At 59.4% G+C, this 26,176-nt stretch carries 26 protein-coding genes; 15 read left to right on the forward strand and 11 right to left on the reverse strand.

Translation table 11 applies throughout. The features are described from left to right. Positions 1 to 150: 150 nt before the first annotated feature. Together K1X75_07930 and K1X75_07935 are read left to right on the forward strand one after the other, a co-directional pair. Positions 151 to 3,009 carry a hypothetical protein gene (locus K1X75_07930; GenBank protein ID MBX7057981.1) on the forward strand — a complete coding sequence of 953 codons (2,859 nt, stop codon included), beginning with the start codon at positions 151 to 153 and terminating at the stop codon, positions 3,007 to 3,009. Between the two features lies 1 nt (position 3,010). Next, positions 3,011 to 4,462, forward strand: coding sequence for an undecaprenyl-phosphate glucose phosphotransferase (locus tag K1X75_07935; protein ID MBX7057982.1), 1,452 nt, complete (start codon positions 3,011 to 3,013; stop codon positions 4,460 to 4,462). A 10-nt stretch (positions 4,463 to 4,472) separates the two neighbouring features. Here the strand turns inward: K1X75_07935 and K1X75_07940 are convergent, their stop codons facing one another. From K1X75_07940 to K1X75_07950, 3 genes are read right to left on the reverse strand one after another with little or no spacing between them, the layout of a single operon-like run. Then, a complete protein-coding gene (locus tag K1X75_07940) occupies positions 4,473 to 5,099 on the reverse strand; it encodes a hypothetical protein (protein MBX7057983.1) in 627 nt (208 codons plus the stop codon). After that, a complete protein-coding gene (locus K1X75_07945; protein MBX7057984.1) occupies positions 5,096 to 5,524 on the reverse strand; it encodes a fibronectin type III domain-containing protein in 429 nt (142 codons plus the stop codon). The genes K1X75_07940 and K1X75_07945 overlap by 4 nt, the downstream gene beginning before the upstream one ends. Next, the gene (locus K1X75_07950) at positions 5,521 to 5,889 is read right to left on the reverse strand and encodes a hypothetical protein (protein ID MBX7057985.1); all 369 of its coding nucleotides are present in this window, start codon (positions 5,887 to 5,889) and stop codon (positions 5,521 to 5,523) included. The genes K1X75_07945 and K1X75_07950 overlap by 4 nt, the downstream gene beginning before the upstream one ends. 188 nt (positions 5,890 to 6,077) lie before the next feature. On the opposite strand from K1X75_07950, the gene K1X75_07955 reads away from it, so the two are divergent. Beyond that, positions 6,078 to 6,356, forward strand: a complete 279-nt coding sequence (locus K1X75_07955) for a hypothetical protein (GenBank protein MBX7057986.1) — start codon at positions 6,078 to 6,080, stop codon at positions 6,354 to 6,356. Positions 6,357 to 6,361: 5 nt separating this feature from the next. Here K1X75_07955 and K1X75_07960 read toward each other — a convergent pair whose 3' ends face one another. Genes K1X75_07960 through K1X75_07970 form a run of 3 tightly spaced genes read right to left on the reverse strand, consistent with a single transcriptional unit; the run spans position 6,362 to position 9,032 of the window. Further along, positions 6,362 to 8,107 (reverse strand): hypothetical protein, encoded by a 1,746-nt coding sequence (locus K1X75_07960; GenBank protein ID MBX7057987.1) that lies wholly within the window; start codon positions 8,105 to 8,107, stop codon positions 6,362 to 6,364. After that, the gene (locus K1X75_07965; protein ID MBX7057988.1) at positions 8,104 to 8,298 is read right to left on the reverse strand and encodes a hypothetical protein; all 195 of its coding nucleotides are present in this window, start codon (positions 8,296 to 8,298) and stop codon (positions 8,104 to 8,106) included. The genes K1X75_07960 and K1X75_07965 overlap by 4 nt, the downstream gene beginning before the upstream one ends. Positions 8,299 to 8,348: 50 nt before the next feature. Further along, entirely contained in the window at positions 8,349 to 9,032 is a 684-nt protein-coding gene (locus K1X75_07970) for a hypothetical protein (GenBank protein MBX7057989.1), read from the reverse strand. Positions 9,033 to 9,142: 110 nt separating this feature from the next. On the opposite strand from K1X75_07970, the gene K1X75_07975 reads away from it, so the two are divergent. Further along, the gene (locus K1X75_07975) at positions 9,143 to 10,063 is read left to right on the forward strand and encodes a hypothetical protein (protein MBX7057990.1); all 921 of its coding nucleotides are present in this window, start codon (positions 9,143 to 9,145) and stop codon (positions 10,061 to 10,063) included. Between the two features lie 7 nt (positions 10,064 to 10,070). Here K1X75_07975 and K1X75_07980 read toward each other — a convergent pair whose 3' ends face one another. The 4 genes from K1X75_07980 to K1X75_07995 form a co-directional block, all read right to left on the reverse strand. Continuing rightward, complete coding sequence (locus tag K1X75_07980; protein ID MBX7057991.1) at positions 10,071 to 11,210, reverse strand: glycosyltransferase family 2 protein; 1,140 nt, start codon at positions 11,208 to 11,210, stop codon at positions 10,071 to 10,073. Between the two features lie 61 nt (positions 11,211 to 11,271). After that, a complete protein-coding gene (locus K1X75_07985; protein ID MBX7057992.1) occupies positions 11,272 to 11,928 on the reverse strand; it encodes a hypothetical protein in 657 nt (218 codons plus the stop codon). Between the two features lie 134 nt (positions 11,929 to 12,062). Further along, complete coding sequence (gene folE, locus K1X75_07990; protein ID MBX7057993.1) at positions 12,063 to 12,626, reverse strand: GTP cyclohydrolase I FolE; 564 nt, start codon at positions 12,624 to 12,626, stop codon at positions 12,063 to 12,065. Positions 12,627 to 12,664: 38 nt separating this feature from the next. Further along, complete coding sequence (locus tag K1X75_07995) at positions 12,665 to 13,873, reverse strand: hypothetical protein (GenBank protein MBX7057994.1); 1,209 nt, start codon at positions 13,871 to 13,873, stop codon at positions 12,665 to 12,667. 140 nt (positions 13,874 to 14,013) lie between these two features. Here K1X75_07995 and aspS point away from each other — a divergent pair, with 140 nt between their 5' ends. The 9 genes from aspS (at position 14,014) to dnaB (ending at position 23,819) form a co-directional block, all read left to right on the forward strand. Continuing rightward, a complete protein-coding gene (gene aspS / locus K1X75_08000) occupies positions 14,014 to 15,969 on the forward strand; it encodes an aspartate--tRNA ligase (protein ID MBX7057995.1) in 1,956 nt (651 codons plus the stop codon). Continuing rightward, a complete protein-coding gene (locus K1X75_08005; GenBank protein MBX7057996.1) occupies positions 15,947 to 17,008 on the forward strand; it encodes a PhoH family protein in 1,062 nt (353 codons plus the stop codon). The genes aspS and K1X75_08005 overlap by 23 nt, the downstream gene beginning before the upstream one ends. Beyond that, positions 17,005 to 19,440 carry an HDIG domain-containing protein gene (locus K1X75_08010; GenBank protein ID MBX7057997.1) on the forward strand — a complete coding sequence of 812 codons (2,436 nt, stop codon included), beginning with the start codon at positions 17,005 to 17,007 and terminating at the stop codon, positions 19,438 to 19,440. The genes K1X75_08005 and K1X75_08010 overlap by 4 nt, the downstream gene beginning before the upstream one ends. A 74-nt stretch (positions 19,441 to 19,514) precedes the next feature. Continuing rightward, complete coding sequence (gene ybeY, locus K1X75_08015; GenBank protein ID MBX7057998.1) at positions 19,515 to 19,997, forward strand: rRNA maturation RNase YbeY; 483 nt, start codon at positions 19,515 to 19,517, stop codon at positions 19,995 to 19,997. A gap of 72 nt (positions 19,998 to 20,069) precedes the next feature. Beyond that, positions 20,070 to 20,915: a hypothetical protein gene (locus tag K1X75_08020; GenBank protein ID MBX7057999.1), complete on the forward strand. Its 846-nt coding sequence runs from the start codon at positions 20,070 to 20,072 to the stop codon at positions 20,913 to 20,915. A gap of 171 nt (positions 20,916 to 21,086) precedes the next feature. After that, positions 21,087 to 21,359, forward strand: coding sequence for a 30S ribosomal protein S6 (gene rpsF / locus K1X75_08025; protein MBX7058000.1), 273 nt, complete (start codon positions 21,087 to 21,089; stop codon positions 21,357 to 21,359). A gap of 10 nt (positions 21,360 to 21,369) precedes the next feature. Further along, positions 21,370 to 21,825 carry a single-stranded DNA-binding protein gene (locus tag K1X75_08030; GenBank protein MBX7058001.1) on the forward strand — a complete coding sequence of 152 codons (456 nt, stop codon included), beginning with the start codon at positions 21,370 to 21,372 and terminating at the stop codon, positions 21,823 to 21,825. A gap of 82 nt (positions 21,826 to 21,907) precedes the next feature. After that, the gene (gene rplI, locus K1X75_08035) at positions 21,908 to 22,441 is read left to right on the forward strand and encodes a 50S ribosomal protein L9 (GenBank protein MBX7058002.1); all 534 of its coding nucleotides are present in this window, start codon (positions 21,908 to 21,910) and stop codon (positions 22,439 to 22,441) included. A gap of 10 nt (positions 22,442 to 22,451) precedes the next feature. Next, entirely contained in the window at positions 22,452 to 23,819 is a 1,368-nt protein-coding gene (gene dnaB / locus K1X75_08040) for a replicative DNA helicase (protein MBX7058003.1), read from the forward strand. 48 nt (positions 23,820 to 23,867) lie between these two features. On the opposite strand, the gene K1X75_08045 is transcribed toward dnaB, so the two are convergent. After that, positions 23,868 to 24,320, reverse strand: a complete 453-nt coding sequence (locus tag K1X75_08045; protein MBX7058004.1) for an OsmC family protein — start codon at positions 24,318 to 24,320, stop codon at positions 23,868 to 23,870. Positions 24,321 to 24,449: 129 nt separating this feature from the next. Here K1X75_08045 and radA point away from each other — a divergent pair, with 129 nt between their 5' ends. Beyond that, positions 24,450 to 25,805, forward strand: a complete 1,356-nt coding sequence (radA, locus tag K1X75_08050; GenBank protein ID MBX7058005.1) for a DNA repair protein RadA — start codon at positions 24,450 to 24,452, stop codon at positions 25,803 to 25,805. A 60-nt stretch (positions 25,806 to 25,865) separates the two neighbouring features. Next, positions 25,866 to 26,174, forward strand: coding sequence for a hypothetical protein (locus K1X75_08055; protein ID MBX7058006.1), 309 nt, complete (start codon positions 25,866 to 25,868; stop codon positions 26,172 to 26,174). Positions 26,175 to 26,176: the final 2 nt, after the last annotated feature.

A 26,176-nucleotide genomic window follows, 5' to 3' on the forward strand; every position in this document is an offset into this window, starting at 1 on the left:
GATCCCGGAATCAAGTCCCGTCGCAGGGCGAAGCTGTCCATCAATAAGAGGCGGCAGCCAGCCGGGGCGTTCGGGTCCATTCCATCTGACGCGTCCAAAGCAAGCGGCGCCAGGGAGCAGAGTCTGAATCCGCAGTGCAGCTCAGGACATGTGCGCCGCCAGATTGCACTACTCTTCTTCTTGCTGCTTGGCCTCTGCGTAATCGGCAGCGGCCTTGCGGCGCAGACCCTCGATGACGAAGCGCTGACGCAGCGCCTGGAACGCCTGCGCAGCGACCCGATCCTGCGCGAGCTGCTGCGGCAACGGGGCGATTCGCTTAACCCCACGCAAAAGCGGCTGCTGTCCGAGCGTATTGATCTGCTTGGGCCGGCGGAACTCAACGCCGCTCTCAGCGAACTTGGGCTTTCCACCGAGGGTTCAGAACTGTCCCGACGAACGCGGCTCAAAGTTGCGCTGGCTGTCGAATCGGCCCCGGAGTTGCCGGCCCCCGCGCCGTTGGCGCGCATCGGCATTGAAAACGCGGCAGAAGGCGAATTCATGCAGGGCGAAGACGACGAGCGCGGTCTTCTGCGCCTCAGCGGGCGGATTCGCGTTCGACTGCCGCAGGGCTATTTCCTGGCCGATCGTGTCATCGTCGATACCAGGCGCGAAGAGCTCTATGCCGATGGCGAGCTGGTCTACATCGACGGCGATAGCGAAGTTCGCGCCGATCGTATCATCTACAACTTCAAACAACAGACTGGAATTCTCTACAATGCATCGGGCTTTGCCAGTCCGGTGCACTTTGTGGGCCGCAATGTCACTCAGATAGGCAGCGGCCGCTTCAGTCTTTCGCACGCTTACTTTACCACCTGTGCCGAAGAGAAGCCGCACTACAACTTCACAGCGCGTCGCGTCTGGATCTACGACAACAACAAGATTTTTGCAGTGGGCGCGCTTTACTATGTGGGCGGCGTTCCGCTTCTGCCTTTGCCTTTTCTTTTTGCTTCCGATTGGGGAACCGGCATCATTGCCCAGGTCGGCCTCAGCCAGGTGCAGGGCTGGTATTTACAGACTACGTATCAATTTGGCGTTCCGGAGGCGTCGCTGTCCAGCTGGCAGCCCATGGCCTATCGTTTCACCCTCGACTACTATCAGAATACCGGGCAGGCGGCTGGCGTAGAATTGTACCGCTTTTCGCCCGGGCTCAGCTATATTTTGCAGCTGGGCGCCGCGCACTACCGTCGCTATGGCGCAGCGGGGGACTATCGCGATCAGGACCAGGTGCGCATTACAAATCAAGTGCAGCGCTGCTATGGCACGCCCGGACAGCTGGGCTACTATTGCACGCGCGGCGAGGACGAGCAGCAATGGTACAAGGCCTTTGCCTTGCTCAGCTACCGCGGCGGATCGCCGGCCGATAATGTAACTCGCAATCTCTATTTGCGCTACGAAGACTATGCCAATCAGCTTTATGAATTTGAGTTTGGCGGTCGTTTCACGCCGGATTCTACCATTCCTGCTCTGTACAAAGATGGCGAGGCTGGACGCGGGCTGATCCGTCCGCTGACCAACTGGAGCCTGACCTACAGCGAGCAGCGCGACGACCTTACGATTCGTATCGCTGCTACGCGCAATAACTACTGGCTATCGACCACCGATGCGACCAATGGTCAATATGTTCCAACCAACGACGTTCTGCCTTCAATCGATCTGGAAAAGCGTCTGCGTCTGGGGTTGATTCCCGTCCTTGATATCCCGCTTTACTGGGATCATTTTCTGCACAGCGACTTGAGCAAACAGTACACCGCCGTGCAACAGTCCGGTGGCGAGTATAAGAGCGAGGAATATCGAGCGCTGAACAAGAACTCCTACCGCACTGGATTTCGTTCCTACCTGAGCTTTTACCCCTGGATCAGTTTCGAGCCCGGCATCGGCGTCGGCGCGCAAAAGACAATTGCTTCCGCCAACAACGCCTCCGCCGCCGATGACGCGGCGCTGCAACGCGAGGTCCGCAAGCAGAGCTACGAATACTGGTTCAGCGAAAATTCCCTCACCCTGGGTCCGGATCTACTGTTCTTGCGAGCCACGCACCGTTTAAAGGAGTCCGCCCACGAGGAGCAGAACGATGTTCCGCCGGTCAATATCACCGACTACAATGGCAGCCAGAAGCAAAATGAAACCGACCTCTCGCTGGAGTTCCATCCGCTGCTCAATCTGGGTTTTGCTGTAAACAGCATCTACGACCACCGTGAGTTTCCCTTTGAGGTGCGCAGTCGCGATCGCTGGTCCTACCCGATCTTGCGCAGCGATATTTATCTGGACTTCTTGAATCTCTTTGGGCGCGAGCGCGAAAACTTGCTTTCGCGCAATCGCGTGCACTTCCTGGGTTTGCGCTTGATCGACGACTATGTCTATAATCCGGTGCTGAAACGCGACCATTCCAACGTCTTTGGGGCAACGCTGGAGATGGGCGGATTTGATCTGTGGTTTCTGCGCCGCCTGCGCTACCTGGAGTTGAGCTACTACTGGTACCACGTCTACTACAACCCGGAGCTCGATCATATGCGTTTCGCGCTGAAGCTCGACGTGCAACTGTGGAGCTGGGGATATTTTGAGTCGGAGCTGGAGTCGCGCGCCGTGGATGCCGGTCGCTACGATCGCGACTCGCTGGATCGCAACGGCGCCTCCAACTACCGCGCCTTTTCCAATGATGTCGTGGATTCCAGCGGTCTCGGCGGCCGCCAGGCTCGTGAAAAGGCGGTCTTCAACACCGCTTATTTCCGCAGCGCTCTGGTGCTGGATTTGCATGATTGGGAGTACCGTTTCGGATACGAGCTGGAGCAGCGTACGCTCTTTGGCGGCGTTACGGCGGTGCGCGTGGTCAATTTCTACGACAATCGCTTCACTTTCAGCGCGACGCTGCTGCGTTTTGATCTAGGCGGTATCGCGGCACGACCAAGCCGCTTCCTGATCAATCGCGCCCGGGTGCGTCAAAGCGAAATCGGACGGGCTACGCTCTACCAATAATATGCTTCGCGAAAAAAATCAGACATTCAAACTCATGTTCATCGGTCTGGATCTGATCCTGGCCCTGCTTTCTTTTGCTCTGGCTTTTGCAGTGCATTTCCTGTTGCTCTCGCCGGAAAAGCGCGCCCAGTTCAATCCCGACGTCGACGGCTTGCTGGCGCCTGGCGCTCAATTGGGCCCGCAGCATGCCCTCGGGTTGACCTACCTGTATCTTGGGATCTTTGTGGCCTTCAGTCAGGTAATTGTATTTATCGCGACCGATCTCTATCATCCGCGTCGCGGTCAAAATTGGCTGCGTGAACTGCTGGCCATTGTGCGCGGCGTGGGCCTGAATCTTCTGGTCATTCTGGCGCTGCTCTTCTTCTACCGCGGTACGAGTTTTTCGAGGGCCGTGATTCTGTACAACTTCGGTCTATCGATTGCACTGGTAGCGGCCGGACATTACATCTTTCGCCTTGTGCTGGCGCGCATGCGGGCGCGCGGCTACAACTTGCGCAACGTGCTGGTCCTTGGCAGCGGAGAGGGAGCCCGACGCTTTCTGGAGGCGCTGGGGCGGCGGCCGCTGTATGGCTACAGAGTCGTGGGCTTGCTTGGTCCCCGTCAGAAAGCGATTCGGGAGCTGAAGCCTTTGATCAAGGGCGGTATCGGCGATCTGGAGAAAATCGCCGGCCGGCTCGAGCCGGATCTGGTTGTCTACGCCGCGGAGCATGATCTACCGGCCTTGCGCCGGGTAGTTGAATTTTGCGATCGCGAGGGCCTCGACTGTCGCGTCATTCCGGAGGTTGTGGAAATTGTCGCCGCTCACGCACGAATGGAGGACATCGACGGGATTCCGCTGCTGGCCATACGCGAGATACCGCTGCGCAACGGCTACAATCGCTTTATCAAACGCGCCTTTGATGTCGCCTTTGCCAGTTTTGCCCTCGCGTTGCTCTTGCCGCTGCTGCTGCTGATTGCATTGTTGATCAAGCTGACCATGCCCGGTCCGATCTTCTTTCGGCAGGAACGCGTGGGCCTCGATCGCCGCAATTTCTGGCTCTTGAAATTTCGTACGATGGTCGTCCAGGAGCGAGACAGTTCCGATCAAGTCTGGGGCGGCAAACAGGACCAGCGCGTGACGGCGCTTGGTCGCCTCTTGCGCAAGACCTCGCTGGACGAACTGCCGCAATTCTGGAATGTGCTGGTCGGTAATATGTCCGTCGTCGGGCCGCGACCGGAGCGTCCCTACTTTGTGCAGCAGTTCAAATCGCGTTACAGCCAGTATATGCGCCGCCATGCGGTAAAAAGCGGCATCACCGGCTGGGCCCAGGTGCAGGGCTTGCGCGGCGATACCTCCATCGAAAAACGCGCCGAGGCCGATATCTACTATATTGAGAACTGGTCCTTCTGGCTGGACCTGGCCATCGTAATGCGAACGCTGCCCGCGGTGGTACGCAGCCCCGGCGACGGCTGAGCGCTTGGGCCTACAACAGGAACCATCGCCAGCGGATGGAAAACTCATAGCCGGGCGACGCTTGCGCTTCGCTGGCGGGGGGCCAATCTGTGGCGGCGTTTGACAGTCCTGCTTCGAGTTCAAACTCCGGAAGGGTCCTGGAATGTTCCTCTTCCAGCCAGCGGCCGGTCTGGTAGACGGAGAGGCCGGTCAGCAGCAGATGCAAGCTCAGGGCCAGCGTAGATAAATACGAGCGTCGATCCGCTTCGCGCTGAAAGCCGTCCGAATTTCGAAAACCGCTGCTATAGGGATCGCGGTAGTAGAGGCCAGGGCCATAGTAAAGGTCGGCCAGTCTGGCGGCGCGCGCCGCGCTGCGATATTCTAAGTATTCTATATGTTTAACATATGCATAGTAAGCAGTGGCCAGCCGACCGCCGGCAAAAAAAGCGGCCCAGCCGTAGTCTCCTCTGCGCAGGGCGCCGGCGCCGGGGGCCGCAAGGTCCAGGGCGATCCACGCGGGCTTCGACGGCGCTTCAGCGGCGGACGAAGCGGGTTGCTCCGGCGCCGGCGTTTGCGCTCCAACTTCAGCTTCGGGGCTGGCGCCAGAGCACAGGCAGATTGCAAAAAAACAGGCAGCAAATTTAACGCTCAGGCTCACAGCAAGCTCAATCCGACCGTGTTGCTTGGATAGGATTCCGCGCCGCCGTTCCAGGCGGTTACGACAAAGTACAGCGTACCGGTGAAGGGACTCGCTTCCACGGAGTAGAAATTTACTGCACTGCGATCTAGAAGATCGCCGGCGCGGTAGAAGTCCTGTGGCGGGCCGTCCAGATACAGATAAATGCGGTATTCGTAGACGGGGATGCCAGCGGCCGGATCCAGCGCCAGGTCCCAGCGCAAATTGATTGCTTCGGCGTACGGATCGTAGCTAGCGCTCAAATGTTGCGGCGTAGCAGGCCGACCGCCGCCCTCGATCAGCCAAGGCGCCAGAATGAACTGCCACTCCGGAGTGGTTTGCGGCTGCTGGCAGGAGCAACACAGGACCATCGCCAACGCCAGCAGGCGTCTCAGGCTAATGTTCATGGCTCTTCTACCGTGTATCGCGGCGCAGCTTCTGACCGGACGAACAAAGCAAAGCGGAGATTGGCGGCGATACGTTCATTTTCGGGGCACAAACCGTTTGCCCGGCTGATAGAGTCCAGCGCCTGCTGCTGGTCGCCAATTGCGCGCTCGGCCACGCCGCGATCGTTCCACCAGCGACAATCTTGCTCCAGGGGCGTCGCCAGCAGACTCTGCAAGAGCTGCACAAAGTTGCCGGATAGGATGAGAAGGCGTCGCTCTTCGACCAGATCCTCAGGCAGCAGAAAGTGGACTACGCTGCTGCGCTCGATCGACTGCGAGGCTTCGCCAGCTGCAACGGGCAGCGGAACCCGGCTTCGAAAGCGCACGGCCAGCGATGGGGCGCAGCCGACGCTGCAGCAAAGAAGGAAGACCCCGGCCTTTCGACGCACCTGGCAGGTGAGCGGCGACGCGCCGCCAGGCAAAAGCGAAAAATGGAAAAAAAGACTTTTGTCAGCAGGGGCCCGGGAGCGACTGACTTGAGGTCTTGACGATGGTCCTTTGGCGCAGATGGTCGATGCTTGCCCTGGTTCTGGCAGCGCTCAGCTTCCTGGCGATCGGCTGTCAAAAAGACAGCGCTGCGGACACCGATAGCGGGCGAGAACTCAGCCTCTATTTGCTGGCCTGTCCCACAGGGCCCTTTGCCTGCTACGAATCCTGTACCACGCAGAATGACGCGAATGGCAATGGCACCATTGAAGGCGCCGAGACCTTTAACTTCAACATCTGCGCCCAATCCTGCCAGAGCCGCTGCAGTTTTGCTTTCCTGTTCTACGTGCTGAACAATGAAGAATAGCCTGCTCAGGGTCCGTTGATCGTGCGATTGAGCCGCGACCAGGAGGACCAGAGCCTTGCCCGGTTTGCTTCGTACTCCGCCGGCGGCAGTACCATCCAGGCCTCAAAGTCGCGTTCGCCCTGACGGGTTTGGCGCAAGTATTCCTCTCTGGTATCCGCGTCGAAGGCGCCCACGCCGCCTTCCAGCGCGCGGCGCGATCGAATAAAGAAGATTCGCAGTTGCAAGTAAGTCCGCTTGCGCTCTACATCCGTCAGCGAGACAAATATGGGATCTGTGACGGTGCGTTGCACGGCCTCGGCGGCGTTGGCATGCGCGCGCTGCAGCGCACGTTGACTTTCCTCCGTGCTTTGCGCATTGCGCCATAACCAGCTGCCGCTGAAAAGCAACGCGCAAAACGCAAGCGATGGCAACGGCAGTAGGATGTGACGCGCCTGCTCGTCATTCAGACGGTCGCGCAGCCAGTAGAAGAGCAGCAAATGAAGCGGCGTTTGAAACAAGGTCTTCAGATCCCAGTCAGCGGGATAGCCGATGGCTGGCGTCCAGACCAGGGTCAGAAGGGCGCAACCAGCCAATGCGCTGAGCGCAAATCGGTTGGGGGCCGCCACTGAAAGCGTGCGCCACATCGAAGATCCCTGCAATCTGGCCTGCTTTCTGGCCGCCCCCAGGGCAATGACCAGCCATGGCAGCCAGGCCGGGCTGGCCATTGTTAGCTCATTCCACAGCCAGCCAATACGCTTCATGCTGAAGAGCAATCCCGGACGCATGATCGGCGGATTGCTGGCATGAGATGCGCCGAGCGCGATCGGAGGGTCTTCTAGAAAAACAAAGTATCCAATCACTGCCACAAGCATTGCGGCGCTGATCGCCGCTGGCGTCAGTGTGCGTCGCATCCACCCGCGCCATCCCCTGCCAACGCCAAGCTCCAGCGTCAGGACAACAAGCGCCGGTCCCAGCGTGGCGACATAGAGATGGAAGAGGCAGCCTGTAGCAAAGACGACTGCAGCAAAGAGCAGCAGGCGTCGGTCAGCGGCCTCGCTGCTGGCGGGAGTTTCTAGATAGCGAGCCGCCGGCAAACACACAGCCGTCATCGCCGTCATCGCCGCAGTATAGTTTTCTACGTAGCCCGCGAACAGTTGCAAGGCCGGCGTTCCAACAAACAAGGCAAGGCCCAGCAGTTGCTCGCCCAGCGGACGATTGCACAAGAAGCGCCACAGAACGAGAGCCCAGGGTACAAAGAATAACAGGCTCAGCGCAGCGTAGCTATTTTCGACGCTGCAGGACCAGCGTGCATAGCACCACAGATATAGCTTCGAGCGCAGAAAGTACTCAAGCAATTCATCGAGGCTGTCCAGGTAGCCCAGAGTCCTGGACCACAATTCGAGGTGTTCAACAATCAGCAGGCTATCGCCCAGTCCGCGAGGCGGCGGCAGGAAGAGTCGCATGCGCAGCAGGAAAAGCAATCCGGCCAGAGCTACGAAGAGCAGGGCCGCCGCCAGTCTTTGCCAGCGAAGCGGAAGTATTTGATGAGCAAGTTGAGTAAGCCGCTTGATTCGATCCGCAAATCGCGTCGAGAGCAGCGCTGCCAGTCCGGTCAGCAGGGCCAGAGCGATCAAGCCGGCCGGGGCCACGCTGGCAAAGGCCCAAAGCGAGTCCCAGTTCTGCTGAGCCGCCAGCCTGGCGGACAGCGCGATCCAGAGGGCCGCCCACAGTAAGGCACGGCTGGCGTCCGGGGCCCGCGCCGTTTGCCTCAAGCTTCGCCCTGTCCGAGATCAATCTCCACCAGCGGACTGCTCTGCAACAGCGACTGGCGTCGCTCGTTCCAGGACTTTTCATAGTCCATCATGATTTCGCGGGCTGGCCATTCCTCCAGCAACTGACGCATGACCTTGTTCTGACGCATTAACTCCTTCAGTTGTCCGCGCTTTACGATTCGCCCTGCCATGATCGGGAGACTCGTTCGACCTCCTCTTGCGTCGAGAAATTTCCGAGCGCTCAGCGAAGCTTGCGGAAGCGCAGATAATAGGCGGGGCGCTTCAGGCCGGTCATGCTCTCGAAGCGCGTTGGGCCCAGGTCCTCCGGACGTAGCCGTCGAAAGCCGGGCGGATCAAACTCCGGCTCAAAGGCGGCGCAGCGGCGAAAGAGCGCCAGCATGCGACGGGCGTAGGGCGCATAGTCGGTCGCCAGGTGGACCCGGCCGCCAGATCGCAATAGCCGGCTTGCTTTGTCGGCAAAGTCGCCGCGGACCAAGCGGTGTTTCCAGTGCCTTCGTTTGGGCCAGGGATCGGGAAAGTTAACGATCATCCAATCAAAGCTTTCTGGCGGCAGCAGCTCTTCGAGGAACCAGTTGAGATTGATCGGCAAGATGCGCAGCCAGCGCGCCGGGCCTGGCAGGCGCGCCAGATCGCGCAATGTGCGGCGGATGCGGTCGCCCTTGATCTCGATGGCCAGGTAGTCATCTTCGGGGCGTCGACGCAGCCAATCGCAGAGAAACTCGCCCCAGCCTGCGCCCAGCTCCAGCACTCGCTGCCGCGGCCGATCGTTGCGAAAAAGCTGGGCCGGCTCGATCGCATGCAGGGCTTCGGGGCGCAGGACGCCTGGCAAATCATGGACCGGCCTTGCTCGCGAGGCAATGGCAAACAGTCGGGCCTGCAGCTCTGTCTGCGGAATAGTTGACATGGAGTAAACGCGAACGGACTGTTCTGCGCACGCAGCCTGAGAGCCGCATTGCGCCGCGCCGACATTCGGACCACGCCGCACAAGGGCCTCGCTGTGCGAGCTGATTTCTGATGCGCATCAAATTCTGGGGAGTCCGCGCCTCCGTGCCGCGCCCGCTCAGTGCTGCGGAGTTCCGCCGACGCCTGGAGTCGGCGCTGGAGCTGATGCGCGCTTCCGGCCATTTGCCGGAAGATGTCGAAGTATGGCTGCAATCCGCGCCGCTTGAACTGGCGCAGCTACTGGGCGGGGAAACCAGCTGCATCGAGCTGGAAAGCGACGGCCAACGACTGCTGCTCGATATGGGTACCGGCGCGCGCAGTCTTGGATATGACCTGTTCAATCGCGGGATCAAGGGCGACTTCCATGTTTTGATCAGCAGCAGTCGCTGGGAGCACATCCAGGGATGGCCGTTTTTTGGTCCGGGCTATGTGCCCGGCAACCACATCCACTTCTTCAGCCTGAACTCCTCCGCGCCGGACGCCTTTCGTCGCCAGCAACACTTTGATCACTTCCCGGTCGGATTTGAAGAGACGATGTCGACCAAGAGCTTTCATCCGCTGGTCGAAGGCGAGCTGCAGGCGATCGGCGCCTTTCAAGTGCGCGCGCTTGCTTCGCAAGCTGCAGCGCCGGATTGCGCCTGGCGCATCGAAAGTAACAATGCCGCGGCGCTTTTTGCGTTATCCGGCGCAGCCATGAGTCGCGTCCTTGAAGACCCGGCGCAGTGGATGCAACGCTTGCATTTCGCTGCGGTCGCTTCGGCGCGCCTGAGCGCCGATCAGATCGACCGAGTCGAACTCGATCTACTCTGCCAATTCGCCGCGGCCTTGCGTCAGCATAGCCCGCAGGCTCAGTTGATTCTTTCGCATCATGATGCAATGGCCGAAGATGATTTGCTTCATGGCGAATTGCAGCGCAGTATTGCCGAGCTGGCCCGGCGCGCGGGAATTGAAGCGCAAGCGGCGCGCGAGGGCGCCGAATTCTCCATACTCTGATGGCGATTCAGCGCGTAGCGCGCGACCAGGTGAAATTCAAGTTGAGGAAATAGTTGCTGATCATTGCGATCAGAATCGCTATCGCGTAGTAGGGATGCCTGGCCGTTTCCGCGCTCAACCAGACTTTCAGTGGCGCCAGATTGGTCAGCACTTCATAGATGGCCCATTGCACTGCAGCGCCGATGGAGCTGATGCCGTGAAATACCAGAATGCCTCGCCACAATTGCCTGCCGCGATGACGCCGTTCAAAAAATGTCAAATAGTTGTTAAGTATATAGTTGGATAGTATCGAAAGCTCAATTCCAAGACCCGGCGCCCAGTGCAATTGCTCGTTGAATACCTGCACCGCGCCGAGGCCCATCGCTTCGCCCAGCAGAAAACCAAAGTAGTTGACCAGAACGCCCGTGGCGCCTACCAGCGAATACATGGCGAAGGTCGGCGAGACCACCTTGCCAAATCGCAGATCGTAGAGCGCCAGCAGATAGTTGCGAATTACAGAGCCAGAAAGCTTGGTTTCGCCATGCACGCGCAGACGAAACTGGTAACCGATTTCTATGACCTTCAGGTCCGGGTTGCGGCCAATGAATTCCAGAAGAATCTTGAAGCCGACCGGGTTGATGCGTTCGGCGCATTGCTGGTAAACGGAGCGTCGCACGACAAAAAAGCCGCTCATTGGATCTTTGACTTGAACGGGCAACATCAGGCGGGCCAGGGCGGTGGCCACCCAGCTGACAAAACGGCGGCCGCGCGACCATTTGCCGTAGCTGCCGCCCTGGGCTGCGCGCGAGCCAATCGCCAGGTCATATCCTTGCTCGCGAATTGCCTGGGTCATAGCCGGTAAGATGCTTTCATCGTGCTGCAGGTCGGCGTCCATTACCGCCAGAAGATCGCCGGCAGCAATGCTCATGCCGGCTACAACGGCCGAAGACAGGCCGCGCTCGTTGAGTCTGCGCATTACGCGCAGCGGCGCTCCCTCCGCCGCCAGCGACTCGGCAAGCTGCCAGGTTCGGTCAGGGCTGTTGTCATCGACGACGAGGATTTCGTAGCGCTGACCGCGCAGAGCCTGTGCCAGACGCTGCACCAGCTCCCGCAAGTTGCCGGACTCATTGTAGGTGGGCAGGATGACGCTCAGCAGGGGCGAATCCACAGGCTATCCGCAATCGGACAGCTGCGGCGGGAAGCGCATTTTCTCGCTGCGTGCTGCGCGCTCAGTTTTGAGTTATGCAGAGAACTCTGGCCGACAGCGTTACGCCCGACAGGTTAGCGGTCGAAATGCGCAGCTCCATGTACTGCACTTCATCCTTGTTGGCATTCAAGGTAAAGCCCTGACTGTAATCGATATTGCCAGTGCGGGCAAAGAAATTCCGACCGCTGAGATAGTCGACCCAGTTGACGGTGTCTGCCCCGCCGCAGCGAACGCCATCCGAAGTTGGACAGGTCAGGGCCCCGCCGGTGCTGCAGACCACCGAGTCGGTGGTGGTGCAGGTAGTCTCAGTGGAGGAGGTTGGCAGCAGTTGAAAGTTGGTGCGCGATTTGTCATAAACGAAGCGCATGTCAAGGCGCTGGTAGTTCTGCAGCGTGAGCGACGACGTGATCCGATAGCGGCCGGAGGAAGTAGAACTGGAAGTGCTGGTCGAACCGCTGCTTGAACTGTCGTCGGCGCTGCTTTCTGTTTCCGCCAGGCCGCAACTGGGATTGATATCGGTATCAATGTCCGTTGCGTCGACGTAGATCAAAGAGCCGGAAGGATCGATCAGCGCCAATTCCTCGACTCCAGTATCAGGCTGATTGCAGGCGGCGAAAAACAGGAGCAGGCCGATAGCCCCCGGGGCCAGGCGAAGATGGAGTTTGCTGGAAGGCGTCATCGTGCGACTCCGTGAATCGTGAATGCGTATTGTTACACCCCTCGGCATTGTCGCCCCGCAAAATTGAGCGAGGCCGAAAAAAAAAATGAAAATCCGGAAAGCGGCGGGGCGGATTCTGTCGCATCAGCCCGTGGTCAGGTCGAACGCGAGGCCTGACTCAGATTCAAGAACTCCATACGCGTGCTTTCGCTATCGCGAAACGATCCAAGCATGGCGCTGGTCAGCACCTCTGAGTTTTGCTTTTCCACTCCGCGCATCATCATGCACATGTGCTTGCAGCGAATGACCACGGCGACGCCGTCCGGTTGGAGCAATTCCTGAATGGCTTCAGCAATCTGCGTTGTCATCCGCTCTTGCACCTGCAAGCGGCGAGCAAACATATCGACCACGCGCGCCAGCTTGGAGAGTCCAATGACCCGACCGCGCGGTATGTAACCGATGCAGGCGCGCCCGAAGAAGGGCAGAATATGATGTTCGCAGAGGCTATAGACCTCGATATCGCGAGCGATGACCATTTCTGAGGGGGCGTCGCTGAAGATGGCGCCGTTGACGATTTGCTGCAAGGACATGCGATTGCCGCTGGTCAGAAAATCCAGCGCCTTTGCGTAGCGCGCCGGGGTGCTGAGCAAACCCTCGCGGGCCGGGTCCTCGCCGACGGCGGCCAGCAACTCCCGGGCTGCCTGCTCGGCGCGCGTCAAATCAATGCCGCCAACTGGATTATAGCGCTCGTCGAAGCTCACTGCGATTGCTCCCCCTTCTGCTGATCGTCCTCGTCCGTCTCCCGGGCAATTCGATTGCGCATCTGCGTCAGTCGAATCTCCAGTTCCGAAAAAGAACTGCGCCTGAGGTATAGGCGGTTGAGCAAATCTACGTAGAGCAAACCCTCAGCGCCCATTTCAAATTTGCGGGCCAGCAGCGGAAGTTCTCGTTTTTTGCGCGTATAGGGATTCCAGTAGTGCAGTCGTTCCCTGCTCTGGGCCAGAAAGACGCGACGGTTGCGCAGGAATGCCAGCTGCGAAAAAGCAGGCGCAGGCAAGTTGGCGCCGGCTTGCGGACGCTCGCCGCTGAGTCGCAGGGCGTGCAATTGCCAGCGGCCGGCCCCGCCAGAGTAGACAAAGCCGTCGGCCTCGCCAAGTTTGAGTCGATCAGGGGGCGGCGCTTCGACCTCGAGATCATCTGGCGAGGCGAGAGTGGCGCCCTGCGTCGAAGGAAAGAAGTACGGTCGAGCCACATTTTGCAGCAGCCGCGTCAGCTGCGAACCCTGTCCGGGATAGTAGTAGAGATCATAGTAGCCGGCGGCGCCATAGAAGATCAGCGCGCCGCGCCTGCCGGCGGAAGTTACAGTGTAGATATTTGATAGGTTCCTGTATTTTGGCGGAGTCTGCGCCGGAGTTATTTCTGTTCTGGCCCCGCTGTTCAACGCCAGGACCCAGAGGCTCTTCTCACGCGGGAGGTAGAGCAGCTGTCCGTCGTCGCTGATGGCCGGGGTCAGGTAACAGGGTCCTTCCGGCAAATTCGTTTCGCGGACCGATTGATCGCGGACATCGACCGCCGCCGCCACACATTCGTTGTCCCCGGCAATGGTGGCGGCGGCATACCGGCCGTTAGACGAAAGAGTAAAGTCGCTGATTGGCGCATCGAGGTCAATGTTGTAGGTTCGTTCTTGATCGCGAATATATAGCTCCTCATCCTGCGACCAGGCGGCGACGCGACCGTCGGCGCTGAGCTTCAATATTCGATCGGCGCGCTCTTCATCGAGAGGCTCGGAAAGCTCCTTATTCTTCTCGGTTAGCAGTTCATTGATTTCGCTGAGCGCGTCGGCGCTTTCGCCGGAAGCGCTCATGCGCTCGAGGCGCGCCAGTTTTTCTTCGGCGCGTTCCGAGCAGCCGCCGAGCAGCGTCAGAAGCAGCGCCGCGAGCAGGACTCGCGGGGTATGCTCAAGCATCCGGTCAGCTGACTGCTTCAACGTGCGACGGGAAGGTTTTTTTGCCTTTTGCGCCGCCGGCCAAAGGCCGGTCATTTTTTGTCGCGCCACGAGCGCGATTACCAGAACTGACTGCCAGCCTTAAGCCCGCCTTTGCAACTATGAGTACCAGGAAAACCGCCAGCGTCAAAAAGAAGGCCGCCGCCCAAAAAGGGGGCGCTGGCCCCGCGAAAACCGCAACCCGGAAGCAGGGCAGCCCCGCTGCAGCAGCGGGAGCGCCGGATCTCAAGCTGCCCGAAGCGGACTGGCTGCAGGCGGCGTTTGCCTCGCGCCTATCTGCCGATGCCTTGAGCGTGGCCGACAGCGGCCGCAGCGTCGTCCTTTGTGGCTGGGCCTTTCGCCATCGCGACCAGGGCGGCTGTGTCTTCGTAGATCTGCGCGATCGCAGCGGCTTGATTCAGCTGGTCTTTGATCTTTCCGAGCTGGGCGGATCCTTCGCCGAATCGGAACTGATCCGATCGGAATTTGTCCTCTGCGTGCAGGGCCAGGTGCGCAAGCGCAGCGCTGCCAATATCAATCCGCGATTGAAAAGCGGTCAGATTGAAGTGCTGATCCATCGCTTCGTAATTCTGAATCGCTCCGAAACGCCTCCCTTCAATCTGGATGAGTTCAGCCAGGTCAACGAAGACATTCGCCTGCGCTATCGCTATCTGGATATGCGTCGCGATGATCTGGCCAGGGCGATTTACATGCGCTCGCGATTGAATCAGTACATCCGCCGCTTTCTGGAGGACGAAGGATTTCTAGAAGTTGAAACGCCGGTCTTGAACAAGAGCACTCCGGAGGGGGCGCGGGATTTTCTGGTGCCATCGCGTTTCCAGCCAGGCAAGTTCTATGCATTGCCGCAGTCGCCGCAGCTCTTCAAGCAGATCCTGATGATCGGCGGAATCGAACGCTACTTTCAAATTGTGAAATGCTTTCGCGATGAAGATTTGCGCGCCGATCGCCAGCCTGAATTTACGCAGCTCGATCTGGAGATGAGTTTTGTAAACGAGGATCAGGTCATGGGCGTCATGGAGCGTCTGTGGGCCGGCGCCGCGCGCGAGTTGTTTGGCGTCGAGGTTCCGCTGCCTGCGCCGCGAATGCCCTATCGCGAGGCCATGGAGCGTTACGGCTCGGACAAGCCCGACCTGCGCTTTGAACTGCCGCTGGTCGATGTCGCCGAAATCGCAGCACAGTGCCAGTTTCAAGTATTCCAGCAGGCCCTTGCGGCCCACGGGCGCGTTAAGGCGCTGGCTGTCCCCGGCGGCGCCCGGCTCTCGCGCAAAGAGATTGAGGATCTTGGCGCATGGCTGGCTCAGGATTTTGGCGCAAAGGGACTGGCCTGGCTGAAGCATGAAGAGGACGGCTTGAAATCGGCGATCGCCAAATTTTTCAGCGAGGACCAGTTGCGTAAACTTTCGACGCTGCTGAAAACCGCGCCGGGCGACATTGTCTTTTTTGGCGCGGGTCGCGAGGATATTGTACATGCCACGCTTGGCGCTCTGCGGCTGCGGATGGCCAGAGAGATGAAGCTGATTCCAGCCGATCGCTGGGCCTTTGTCTGGGTCACGGATTTTCCGCTTTTCGAACGCGACCACGATAGCGGCGCATTGAATAGCGTACATCATCCTTTTACGGCGCCGCATCCCGAGGACATGCGATTGCTCCAGGATGCGGATTTGTTTGGCAAGCAGGGCCACAAGATTCGATCTCGAGCCTATGACCTGGCGCTCAATGGCGTGGAAATCGGCGGGGGCTCGATTCGTATTCATGATAGCAAGATGCAGGCCGACGTCTTTCAGGCCCTGGGGATTTCGGAGGAGGAGGCGCGCGATCGCTTTGGATTTTTCCTGGATGCACTGCACTTCGGCGCGCCGCCGCACGGCGGTATTGCCTTTGGCCTCGACCGGATTCTGATGCTGTTTCTCGGACGCGAATCGATTCGAGACGTGATCGCCTTTCCCAAGACGCAAAAAGGACAGTGTCTGATGTCCGAAAGCCCCTCCACCGTTGCTCCGGAGCAATTGCGCGAGTTGCGGATTCGCACACTGCATGCCGAGGGCAAGCCAGGCTGAGCGGATTTTTGTTGGCGAAGCGCAGTGCGTCTCTCAGGATGTAGCCTGCGGGCCAGGTAGCGTGCAGTTCGATTTTGTCAGCAAGGAACTGTTTCAGGCCATTTGCGGCGTGGCCGACCGCGGTATTGCGCCGCTGGAGCAAATGCTGGGCGTGCAGCTCATTCCTCGCGGGCAGTCCTTCCATCTGCAAGGCGAAGCGCCGGCGCGCCTGGAATTTGCACTGGCATTCTTTCGGGCGGTCCAGGAACGATACCAGCATGGCGGCAGCCAGGCGCCGGACGATTTTGACCTTGGCTACTTGTTCCAGCAGATGAAAAAGCGAGCCGACCTGCACATTGCCGGAGGCGGGGAATTCCTGCCGGAAACAATCTTTACCGCCTTTAGCGGCCGTCCAATCCAGACGCGCACGCGGCGGCAAAACGAATATGTGCATTCGATTCTGGGAAACCCTATCACGCTCTGTCTGGGTCCCGCTGGCAGCGGCAAGACTTTTCTAAGCATCGCCGCCGCCTGTCGCCTGTTGCAACAGGGCGAGCACGATCGCCTGGTCATCACTCGACCGGCGGTCGAGGCCGGCGAATCGCTGGGCTTCTTGCCCGGCGACCTGGCGCAGAAGGTCGAGCCCTACCTGCGTCCAATTTACGATGCGCTCTACGAGTGCATGGGATTTGAAAAGGTCAACGACTTGATGAGCGCCAGGCGCATCGAGATTGCTCCGCTGGCCTATATGCGCGGACGTACGCTAAATGAATCGATCATTATTCTGGACGAGGGTCAGAACTGCACCTTGCCTCAACTGAAAATGTTTCTGACTCGCCTTGGTCGCAATTCGCGCATCTGTCTGAGCGGCGACGTGACGCAAATCGATTTGCCGCCTGGCAAGTCCGGACTTTTGCGCGCTGTGCGTTTGTTGCGTCCCATTGACGGCGTCGGCGTAATTGAATTCCAATCCGAAGATATCATCCGTAATCCGCTGGTAGAACGCATCGTTCGCGCCTTTGAAGTAGTCAATGATCAGGGCGCACTGGGGCCTCAATGATGGACGCGCAGGAAGATTGGTTTACGCGGATTACTGCCAGGCTGGCCGTCTTGCTGACGGTGGAGCGGCCGCTGTACTGGGTCCGCCGCATGCAGATTGTTCTTCTGGCGCTGACGGTTATTATGGTCACAGCGGCGCTATCCTATCCAAACCTGCGGCAACCCAATGTCGATCTGGCTGCCGGCGGCGAGTGGGATGCCGGTCGAAATGCTCCGGCCGATTTCATCGCCGACACAGAAATAGAATTTGTATTACAAGATCAGTACCAGCGCGCCGCAGAAGATGCCGCCGGTCGCGAACCGTTGCGCTTTACGCGGGATTTTGGCATCCTCTCCGGCCAGCCGGACGATGAGGAAAAGATCAGCTATCCGCAGCTGTTTCAGGAGGACATGGATGCGGTGCAGGGCTGTCGCAACAATGCGCCTTCGCTGGCGGCGGTAGAAAGCTGCGCGCGCGAAAAGGCGCCGCGTCTGCGGCGTCTGGGCGCCGAAGAATTGCGCAGCGTACTCACCCTGCGTCCGCCGCAACTTGCAGAACTTTGCGCCCAGATGGTCAATCTTGCCTTCCAGCACTTTGTCATTCTAGCGCAGATTCCAGCGGACCCGGCTTATCGCAACTTTCAGGGATCCAGCATTCGCGTCCGCGATTTGAACCGCGGCGCAACTCCAGAGGATGAACTGCCGCGCGAGGCGGTAATAGCGGCGCGCGAAATCTGGAACAATCGAAACCTGCAGCAGCTGGATGATCTGGCGCTGGCGCGAGTGCGCGGCGTCGCCGGTCCGCGTCGGCGCGCTCTGGTGTTGATGGCCGCCGGTTATCTGAGCAAGCTGGAAGGCGCGTGGTTCAGCCCCGATGAGACCGCTGCCGCTCAGGCCGCGGCGCGACGCTCGATCCTGCCGCGCGATCATCTCTATCGCATTCCCCGCGGCGAACCGGTTGTTAAGCGCGGCGAGGTCATTACTCCGAATGCCCGCAAAGCGCTGGAGGTGCATCAGAGCCGCCATTTCTGGGAGACCATCTGGCGACTGCTTGGCATCTTTATCCAGCTGGCGACGTTAACCGGGTTGTTGCTGTATTTTGCAATGCGTCTGGCGGCCCGTCAGCTGAGCGCCGTATCCACCAACCTGATCATCTTTATCACCTTCTGGCTTTACGCCGTGGCTCTGGTCTTTCTCGAGAGTCTATGGATGAAGGACCCGACAGGCAACGACAGCACGCACTTCTTTGGCGCCTGGGCGCCGATTGGCGCATTTGCTGTTCTCTTTGCGCTGATCTTTGGCGAGACCCTGGCCATTCTGTTAGCGCTATATCTGGCCTTCCTGACCTTCATCGGCAGCCGTTATGACGGCATGACGCTGCTGATTGCCCTGACCATTGGCCTTCTGGGCGCAGTGATGGGCTCGCGAATTCAAAAGCGCCTGCATTTTATCAACGCCTCCGTTGTACTGGTAGGCGTAGCGTTGCTGCTGGTTTGCGCCGGATACCTCTACGAAGGCCGCCCCATCCTTGCGCCGGAGGAGCAGGTCGGCATCTTTGCGCGCGGTTACAGTTACGCCCTGCTTGCCGCGCTGCTGAGCGGCAGTGCGACGGTAACCATCATTGGCGTGCTGCCCGTCTATGAGACGCTATTTAATATTCCAACGCGCTTCAAGCTGGCTGAACTGGCCGACGCTTCTCATCCGCTCTTGCAGGAAATGTTCCGGCGCGCTCCATCCACCTGGCAGCACACCCTGATGGTATCGGCAATGGTCGAGAAGGCCTGTGAGCGATTGCACCTCAATGTACCGCTAGCGCGCACCGGCATCTACTTTCACGATATCGGCAAAATGAAGAACGCCGGCTTCTTTATCGAGAATCAGCATTTGATTCCCAAGCCGGAGAATATTGATCGCGACAATCCGGCCATGGCGGCGCGGGTGATCATCGATCATGTTCTGGACGGCATCCGCATGGCGGAAGCGGTGCGTCTTCCGCGCGAAGTGATCGCTTTTATTCCCGAGCACCACGGCACATCGACGATGTCCTTTTTCTATCACAAGGCCCTGGAGAAAATGAAGCGGCGCGTGCGCCGCGAGGACTTTCGCTATCCGGGACCTATCCCGCAGTCGCGGGAAACCGGCATTGCCATGATTGCCGACTCGGTCGAGGCGGCCAGTCGATCGCTGGACGATATCACCGAAGAAAGCGTCAACGGGCTGATCCAGAAGATCATCAATGGCAAGCTGGCCGAAAACCAGCTGGATGAGAGCGGACTGACCGTAGGCGACCTGCGCGTGGTGCGCGAGGCCTTCAAGGATGTGCTGATGTCGGCGCTGCATTCTCGCCCAAAATATCCGGAGCAGTCTGATACAAAGCGGCTGGAAGAATTGCGCGCCGGAAAAGCGCGAGGGCGCGCCAAAGCCGGCGGCGCTGGACGCCGTACGGCCCGCTAATGCCGCATCGTCGACACCTCGTTTTGATCAGTATTGAGAGTCGGGAGCTCAGGCCGCTGCCTGGCGAAGAGCTGATGCGCACGGCTGCTGAGCAGGCGCTCCAGGAATTGTGCCGGATCGAGGGGATGTCCTCCGCTTTTGAACTATCGCTGCAAATTCTGGATGCGCCAGCGATGAGCGCCTTGAACAAGCGCAGTCGCTCGCGCGACTATGCTACTGATGTATTGAGCTTTCCGATGCTGGATTTCCCTGCCGGCAAAGGACCTGCCGCATTGCCGCGCGATGGCGCCGGTCAGATCGATCTGGGGCCAGTGGCCGGAACAATGCCGGCCGGGCAAGCGCTGCTGCTTGGCGATATATCCATCTGCCGGGATGTTTGCCTGCAGCAAGCAAGCGAGATCGGTCACTCTGTTGGCGATGAGTTCCTCCGCCTTCTGGTTCACGGCTTGCTGCACCTTTTTGGCTATGACCACGAGCTGGGGCCAGAAGAGGAGCGCCAAATGCAGCAGCGCGAGGATCAATTGCTGTCCTGTCTTCCGGGCATTGACGCCAATTGAAGTTTCGTCTTTTTTGAGGATGGCCTTGATTTTGGGCTGGCCGTCGTCCGATTTTCGATGCAGGAAAGTCCTATGCCTTCGGTCCGTCGGATCCTGTTACTCCCGCCACTAGCTATGCTGGCCATGCTTGCGCCTTCGCCGGTCTTTTCCGTCGACGCCATGGAAGACAATATCGCCTTTCGCGAGGCGCGCGACAGAGCGCGCGAGACCGGCTTCGGCGATCTGGAGATTGATATCCTGCACGGAAAGATTGCGGCGCAGGCCGGCGCGGCGCTGGCGCTGGATAGCATTCCGGAACAGGTTACTAATTTCAACGAGCTGATCGATCGGGCTCAGGCCCAGTTTTTCGTGCGCGGCAAGGATAGCCAGGGCAAGCCTTATCTGCGCATCACACTGCGCGAGGGCTACAGTTTCAGCACCGAAGAGCATCCGATTCAGTACATTTTTCGCGCTCACTGCTATCTGTTTCCCGCCGCGGATGGCAAGTCGCTGGATCGCATTGTATTTCAATTTTATCGCGTGAACTTTAGCGGCAGCAATTATACACGCGAGCTACGAAGGATCGTCCATCCCAACCCCAAAGACGTGGCTCAGGCCGAGGGGAAGCCGCTTGGGGCTCAGCTTGCGCTGCTGGACAATAGCCAGTTGACCCTCGAACAGTACGAGGAGCCCTCCAATGTCCGGCCAGCCTGGGAAAATCGCGACGGCGTCCCGTTGCCCGACCTTGGCATCGAGCCCAAGCATCGCGTGATCCTCAACGACCGCAACGATCCCGTTGACTACGGCCGTCAGGTGCGCATTCTCAACCGCTACAAACGACTCCTGCGCCGCATTGACTACGAGCTGGAGCAGCGCATGCGCTTTGAACGCCTTGAGCGCGGGCGCATCCTGGAACGCATCCTCGATTTTCCGACCTGAGGGAGCGGGCGGCCCTTGCAGCGGGGCCTGCCCGATGCGCCGGCTGCGGCGGCCTGGACCAGCGCCGCGCAGTTTTTGCCTGGCCGCAGCGGCGCGGCCGCTGTCGCCGGCCAGGCTTGACAGGGCGACCTGCCTTGCATTTTCTGGCCCACCTGAACCTCTGGTGAAGCCGTGAATAACTACGAACTCATTGCCATTCTGGATCCAGCGCGACTGGACGCCGCTCGCAAATCCCTGGGCGATATCATGCAACGTCACAAGGTGAGCAAAGTTGAAGAGAACGACTGGGGCGAACGTCGCCTGCCGCACGACATCGACAAGATCGGCGTCGGACGTTTCCTGTGCATCAATGTTAAGGCAGAGCCGGAGCGCTTGCGGGAATTCCGCCACGATCTGGAAATCGATTCCAACATTCTACGCTACATGATGAAGCGAGTCGCCTGAGGTCGGGACTATGGCGGGCGACCTGAATCGTGTCATGTTGATTGGTCGCCTGACCCGCGATCCAGAGCTGCGCCAGACTAACTCTGGAGGCGCCTACTGCCGCTTCTCCATCGCCAGCAATCGCAGCTATACAGTGAATGGCGAAAAGCGCGAAGAAGTATCTTATATAGACTGTGTCGTTTGGGGCCGCCCGGCGGAGGTGCTCAACCAGTACTGCCGCAAAGGAAAGCAACTTGCGATTGATGGCCGTCTGCAGCAGCGCAGCTGGGAAGGGCAGGACGGTAAGAAGCAGTCCAAGATTGATGTCGTTGTTGAAAACTTCCAGCTGCTGGGCGCGCCTGGCGAAGGCGGCGGCGCGCGCAGTATGGCCCCGGCCGGCGGCGGCCGCGGCGAGGAATTTGCGTCGCCCGAGTTTTCCGAACCGGCCTTTGGCGCCGGTATGGACGACGATGACATTCCCTTTTGATCTGAGGGCCGTGGGTTCGTAGTATTTCAAATAAGGAATCATGACGCCGGCCTGGCCGGGCGTCGAGAATGGGAAGCCAATCATGAAAGTAATTCTACAAAGAGATGTAGCCAATCTGGGCGACGCCGGCGATGTGAAGGAAGTCTCGCGGGGCTTTGCACGCAACTATCTGCTGCCGCGTAAGCTGGTAGTGCTGGCCCAGGCCGGCAGCCAGCGCGCTCTGGACCATCAGAAGAAACTGATACAGCAAAAAAATGCCAAGCGTCACACCGAGATGCAGAAGGTGGCTCAGGAACTGCAGGGCGTAAAGTCCATTGAGGTCAGCGTTCGCGTAGGAGCGCGCAACAAGATGTTTGGTTCGGTGACGACCCAGCAAATCGCGGCAGCCCTCGCAGAGAAGGGCTTTGCGGTGGATCGTCGCAAGGTCGAATTGAGCGACAAGATTCGCAACCTCGGCGCATACACAATCCGTATCCGTCTGGCAGAAAAGGTCATCGTGCCGCTGCAATTGCAGGTTGTGGCTGACGCCAATTCGCCCATCGAAGAGGAATACGTACCGCCTTCGGCGCCGGTCGCCGCCGAAGAAGAAGCCGCCGAAGAAAAATCGGAAGCCTGAGTCTTTCGACATGGCCGACGTCCTCCCGAGCGATCTGGAGGCCGAGCGCCAGACGCTTGGCGCGCTTTTGCTACGACCGGATTTGGTCGTGCAGCTGCGCGGTCAGCTGAAACGCGAAGATTTTTACTCCGAAGCCCATCGCTTGATCTGGGACGCGGTCGTCGCGCTCTACGATCAGGGTCGCACCGACATCGATGCGATGCAGGCCATCCATTACCTTGAAGATCGGAAGATCGCCGCACAGGCCGGCGGCGGGCCCTATTTGCTCAAGCTGGTCCAGGATAGTCTGGCGCCTTCCAACGCTCCAATCTATGCCCAGCGACTTCGCGCCCTGGCTTTGCGACGTGCGTTGAAATTGGCCGGCGAGGAAATTGCCCGGCGCGCTGCCGAGCCCAACGAAGACGAAAACGAATTTCTTCGGTCCATTGAAGATCAAATTCTTCAGTTAACCAACAGCAGCTTCCAGCAAGGCATCGTTTCCGTAGCCGAACTCCGCGCCGATTTCGTCGCTCACCTGACGGCCCTGGTGGAACGCAAGGGCGAACTTTCCGGGGTGCGGACGCACTTCACTGAGTTCGACCAGCTGACCTCTGGCTTGAAGGGCGGCGAGCTGATCATTCTGGCTGCGCGACCGGGCGTCGGCAAGACGACCTTTGCGCTCAATCTGGCCGCAAACATTGCGCTGAAGAATGCGCAAAACACCCTTGTATTTTCCCTGGAGATGAGTCGGCTGGAACTGATGATGCGCCTGGTTTGTTCCGAGGCGCTCTACAGCCACAGCGAGCTGAAGCGCGGCAATCCTGGCGGAAGGCAGCGCGATTTGCTGCAGGCCATTGAACGCATCTGCGCAGCGCCGATTCATATTGATGATTCCGGCGATCTGACCGTCTGGGAATGCTTCGCCCGGGCGCGAAAATTCAAGGTGGCTCAAGACAAGGTCGGCCAGAAGCTGGGACTGATCGTCGTTGACTATCTGCAACTGCTCAATGATCCGGAAGCGCGCAAGATGGGCCGCCAGCATGAGGTTGCGGAGATTTCGCGACGTCTGAAAGCGATGGCGCGTACTCTGGATGCGCCGGTGCTGGCGCTATCGCAAATGAATCGCAGCGTGGAGCAGCGCCGGGGCGAATCGGCGCGTCCTCAGCTATCCGACCTCCGCGAATCTGGGGCCATCGAGCAAGATGCGGACATTGTAATGTTCATTCACAAGAGCCAGGAGGGCGAGGCGGAAAGCGTAGAGGATCTGGAGAACCGCGGGACAGTGGAAATGATTCTGGCCAAGCACCGCAACGGCCCGACAGGCGCCTTTCGACTTACCTTTCGTCCGGAACTCAATCGTTTCGACAACCGTTTGCCGCCGGAAAGCGGCGCCTACTGAGCGCGACACGATCCTGCACTGCGGCCAGCGCTGAATCGTGGTCGGCCATCAGGAGCGCGATTCGATTACCACCTCGCAGTTTACCGAGTTGGCAATCATACAAAACTTATGAGCCTTCTCGTGCAGTTCCTGCAGTTTGCCGGCGTCCGGCTGGTTTTCTCCAGAGAAACGCACCAGCGGCCTGAGGACGACCCGCGTTACAGCCACCAGGCCCTTCTGGTTCTTTTCAAGGGTTGCCGTGGCCTGATCTTCGTACTCGTCGATGACGAATCGCGCTTTGGCGGCGACAGCCAGAAAGGTGAGCATGTGGCAGCTGGAGAGAGAGGCGGCCAGTAGTTCTTCCGGATTGGAAGCGCTGGGGTCGCCCTTGTAATCTGGCGCTGCAGAATTCAGGAGACGCTGCCCGCCCTCAAATTCGAGTTCGTGGTTGCGATCGTATTTCTCAATATCAAATTCCTGGCCGCCGCGGCGCCAGCGCAACTGGATGTTGTGCAGGGACATACTACATGAAGCGCCCGGGCGGCCTGGGCGTCAAGCGACGCGGTTTGCTCTGCGTCCCAGTCGCAAATGCAAAAAGAAAGGCGCTGTCGCAGGCCTGGCGCAATATTGACCCTCAGTCTGGCTGCGACCATGGCCCGCAAGAAATCCATCAGCTCTTTCGTCTGCCGCAATTGCGGCGAAAGCCACAGCCGCTGGGCGGGAAAATGCGCCGCCTGCGGCAGCTGGAATTCATTGGAAGAGAACGAAGCTCAATTTGCGTCGGCGCCGCGTTCCGGCCAGAATCGTCAATTGCAACTGGCGACGCTGGACGCACTGCATATGCAACCCTCAGCAGCGCGTCTTTGTACGGGTCTTGCTGAATTCGACCGAATCCTTGGCGGGGGTTTGCCTCCGGGCGCCTTTGTCCTGCTGGCCGGCGAGCCCGGCGCCGGGAAGTCAACCTTGCTGTTAGAACTGATTCGCAAGTTTCAGCATACGGCTATTTATTTCACCGGAGAGGAGTCCGCGCAGCAAATTGCGCTACGCGCCGCACGCCTGGGCATTGAGACTTCGGCGCTGCGCATTGCCCATGAGACTGAGCTGGATCTGATCGCGGCATGCATCGAGACCGAACGTCCGGCGCTGGCGTTGATCGATTCCATTCAGACGCTGAGCCTCGGCGCTCGAGAAGGCGCTCCGGGCGCGGCGGCGGCGCTGCGCAGCGCTGCGCTGCGCTTGATGGAGGCCGCAAAAATCTCGACAACGGCGATTGTGGCCAGCGGTCACGTCACCAAGGATGGGGCGATTGCCGGACCGCGGCTGCTGGAGCACATGGTGGATGCGTCGCTCTTTTTCGAAAGCGATCGCAGCAATCACTACCGGATTCTGCGCGCTTTGAAAAATCGCTTCGGCGCCGTCGGCGAGAGCGCCTTCTTTGAAATGGGGCAGCGCGGACTTCGCCCCCTGGAACGACTGGGAGAGCTCAGCACCGTCTCCGGCGGACCAGGTCGAGTCCATTCAGCATTGCTGGAAGGCAGCCGAGCTCTGGCAGTTGAAGTGCAGGCCCTGGTGACGCGCTGTTACTACGGGCCGGCGCGGCGTACGGCGGATGGCCTGGATTCCCGCCGGCTCAGCCTGCTGGCGGCGGTGCTGGAAAAAACACTGCGGGTGCGGCTGGCTGAATGCGATATTTTTGCAAACCTGGCCGGCGGTCTGGACTCTAACGATCCGGCCCTTGATCTGGCGCTGTGCGCAGCAGTCCTCAGCTCGCAGGCCGAAATCGCCGTCCCACCGGGCTTTGCCTGCTTTGGCGAGGTCGGGCTTTCCGGGGAGGTTCGCAGCGGCCCGCGCAGTCGGGACCGCATTGGCGAGCTTGTGCGGCAGGGCTTTGTGCGCATTGCCCTTCCCGACGGAGAGCTGATTGATCCTTTGCCAGAAGGTGTCGATCTTCATAGAATCGGGCAAATTGCCGACCTGGCCGCTCTACTTGGCGCAGCGCCGCATTGATTGCGTCGAAGGCGTCAGGGCCCAGACTGGCGGTCGCGGCGTACTGAACGAGGTAGAAGAGTGCGATTTCTAACAATTCTAATAGTCCTGCTGCTGGCGGCTGCCTGCGCAGCGAAGCCGCAGCCGGAGGATCTGCAACGGGTCAAGAAGACCTTTCTGGTAATGCGCTTCAACGCGGCCTTCGACGTTCGACTCAAGGGCCTCAGCGATCGGACCCTGTTTGAAGAGAGCTGCCGGCAGAACGCCGTCCGAGTTGAAGAAACGCTGCAGCTGCTCAAGGAAAATGACCCAGCGTTCTATTCACAATTGATGGCAACGTCGCCCGAAGAGGGACCGGAGCGCGCCGTGCGGCAGAATCCGTCGCTTTGAGT

Source organism: Leptospirales bacterium, from assembly GCA_019694655.1.
Lineage (GTDB): Bacteria > Spirochaetota > Leptospiria > Leptospirales > Leptonemataceae > SSF53.

Bases quoted from the DNA above. Each gene is read 5' to 3' on its own strand.
- K1X75_07975 (MBX7057990.1), top strand. From the start codon at position 9,143: ATGCGCATCAAATTCTGGGGAGTCCGCGCCTCCGTGCCGCGCCCGCTC.
- K1X75_07965 (MBX7057988.1), bottom strand. From the start codon at position 8,298: ATGGCAGGGCGAATCGTAAAGCGCGGACAACTGAAGGAGTTAATGCGT.
- aspS (MBX7057995.1), top strand. From the start codon at position 14,014: ATGAGTACCAGGAAAACCGCCAGCGTCAAAAAGAAGGCCGCCGCCCAA.
- dnaB (MBX7058003.1), top strand. From the start codon at position 22,452: ATGGCCGACGTCCTCCCGAGCGATCTGGAGGCCGAGCGCCAGACGCTT.
- K1X75_08030 (MBX7058001.1), top strand. From the start codon at position 21,370: ATGGCGGGCGACCTGAATCGTGTCATGTTGATTGGTCGCCTGACCCGC.
- K1X75_07995 (MBX7057994.1), bottom strand. From the start codon at position 13,873: ATGCTTGAGCATACCCCGCGAGTCCTGCTCGCGGCGCTGCTTCTGACG.
- K1X75_07970 (MBX7057989.1), bottom strand. From the start codon at position 9,032: ATGTCAACTATTCCGCAGACAGAGCTGCAGGCCCGACTGTTTGCCATT.
- radA (MBX7058005.1), top strand. From the start codon at position 24,450: ATGGCCCGCAAGAAATCCATCAGCTCTTTCGTCTGCCGCAATTGCGGC.
- K1X75_08005 (MBX7057996.1), top strand. From the start codon at position 15,947: ATGCCGAGGGCAAGCCAGGCTGAGCGGATTTTTGTTGGCGAAGCGCAG.
- ybeY (MBX7057998.1), top strand. From the start codon at position 19,515: ATGCGCACGGCTGCTGAGCAGGCGCTCCAGGAATTGTGCCGGATCGAG.
- K1X75_07935 (MBX7057982.1), top strand. From the start codon at position 3,011: ATGCTTCGCGAAAAAAATCAGACATTCAAACTCATGTTCATCGGTCTG.
- K1X75_08010 (MBX7057997.1), top strand. From the start codon at position 17,005: ATGATGGACGCGCAGGAAGATTGGTTTACGCGGATTACTGCCAGGCTG.
- K1X75_07985 (MBX7057992.1), bottom strand. From the start codon at position 11,928: ATGACGCCTTCCAGCAAACTCCATCTTCGCCTGGCCCCGGGGGCTATC.
- K1X75_07955 (MBX7057986.1), top strand. From the start codon at position 6,078: ATGCTTGCCCTGGTTCTGGCAGCGCTCAGCTTCCTGGCGATCGGCTGT.
- K1X75_08020 (MBX7057999.1), top strand. From the start codon at position 20,070: ATGCCTTCGGTCCGTCGGATCCTGTTACTCCCGCCACTAGCTATGCTG.
- K1X75_07945 (MBX7057984.1), bottom strand. From the start codon at position 5,524: ATGAACATTAGCCTGAGACGCCTGCTGGCGTTGGCGATGGTCCTGTGT.
- K1X75_08045 (MBX7058004.1), bottom strand. From the start codon at position 24,320: ATGTCCCTGCACAACATCCAGTTGCGCTGGCGCCGCGGCGGCCAGGAA.
- rplI (MBX7058002.1), top strand. From the start codon at position 21,908: ATGAAAGTAATTCTACAAAGAGATGTAGCCAATCTGGGCGACGCCGGC.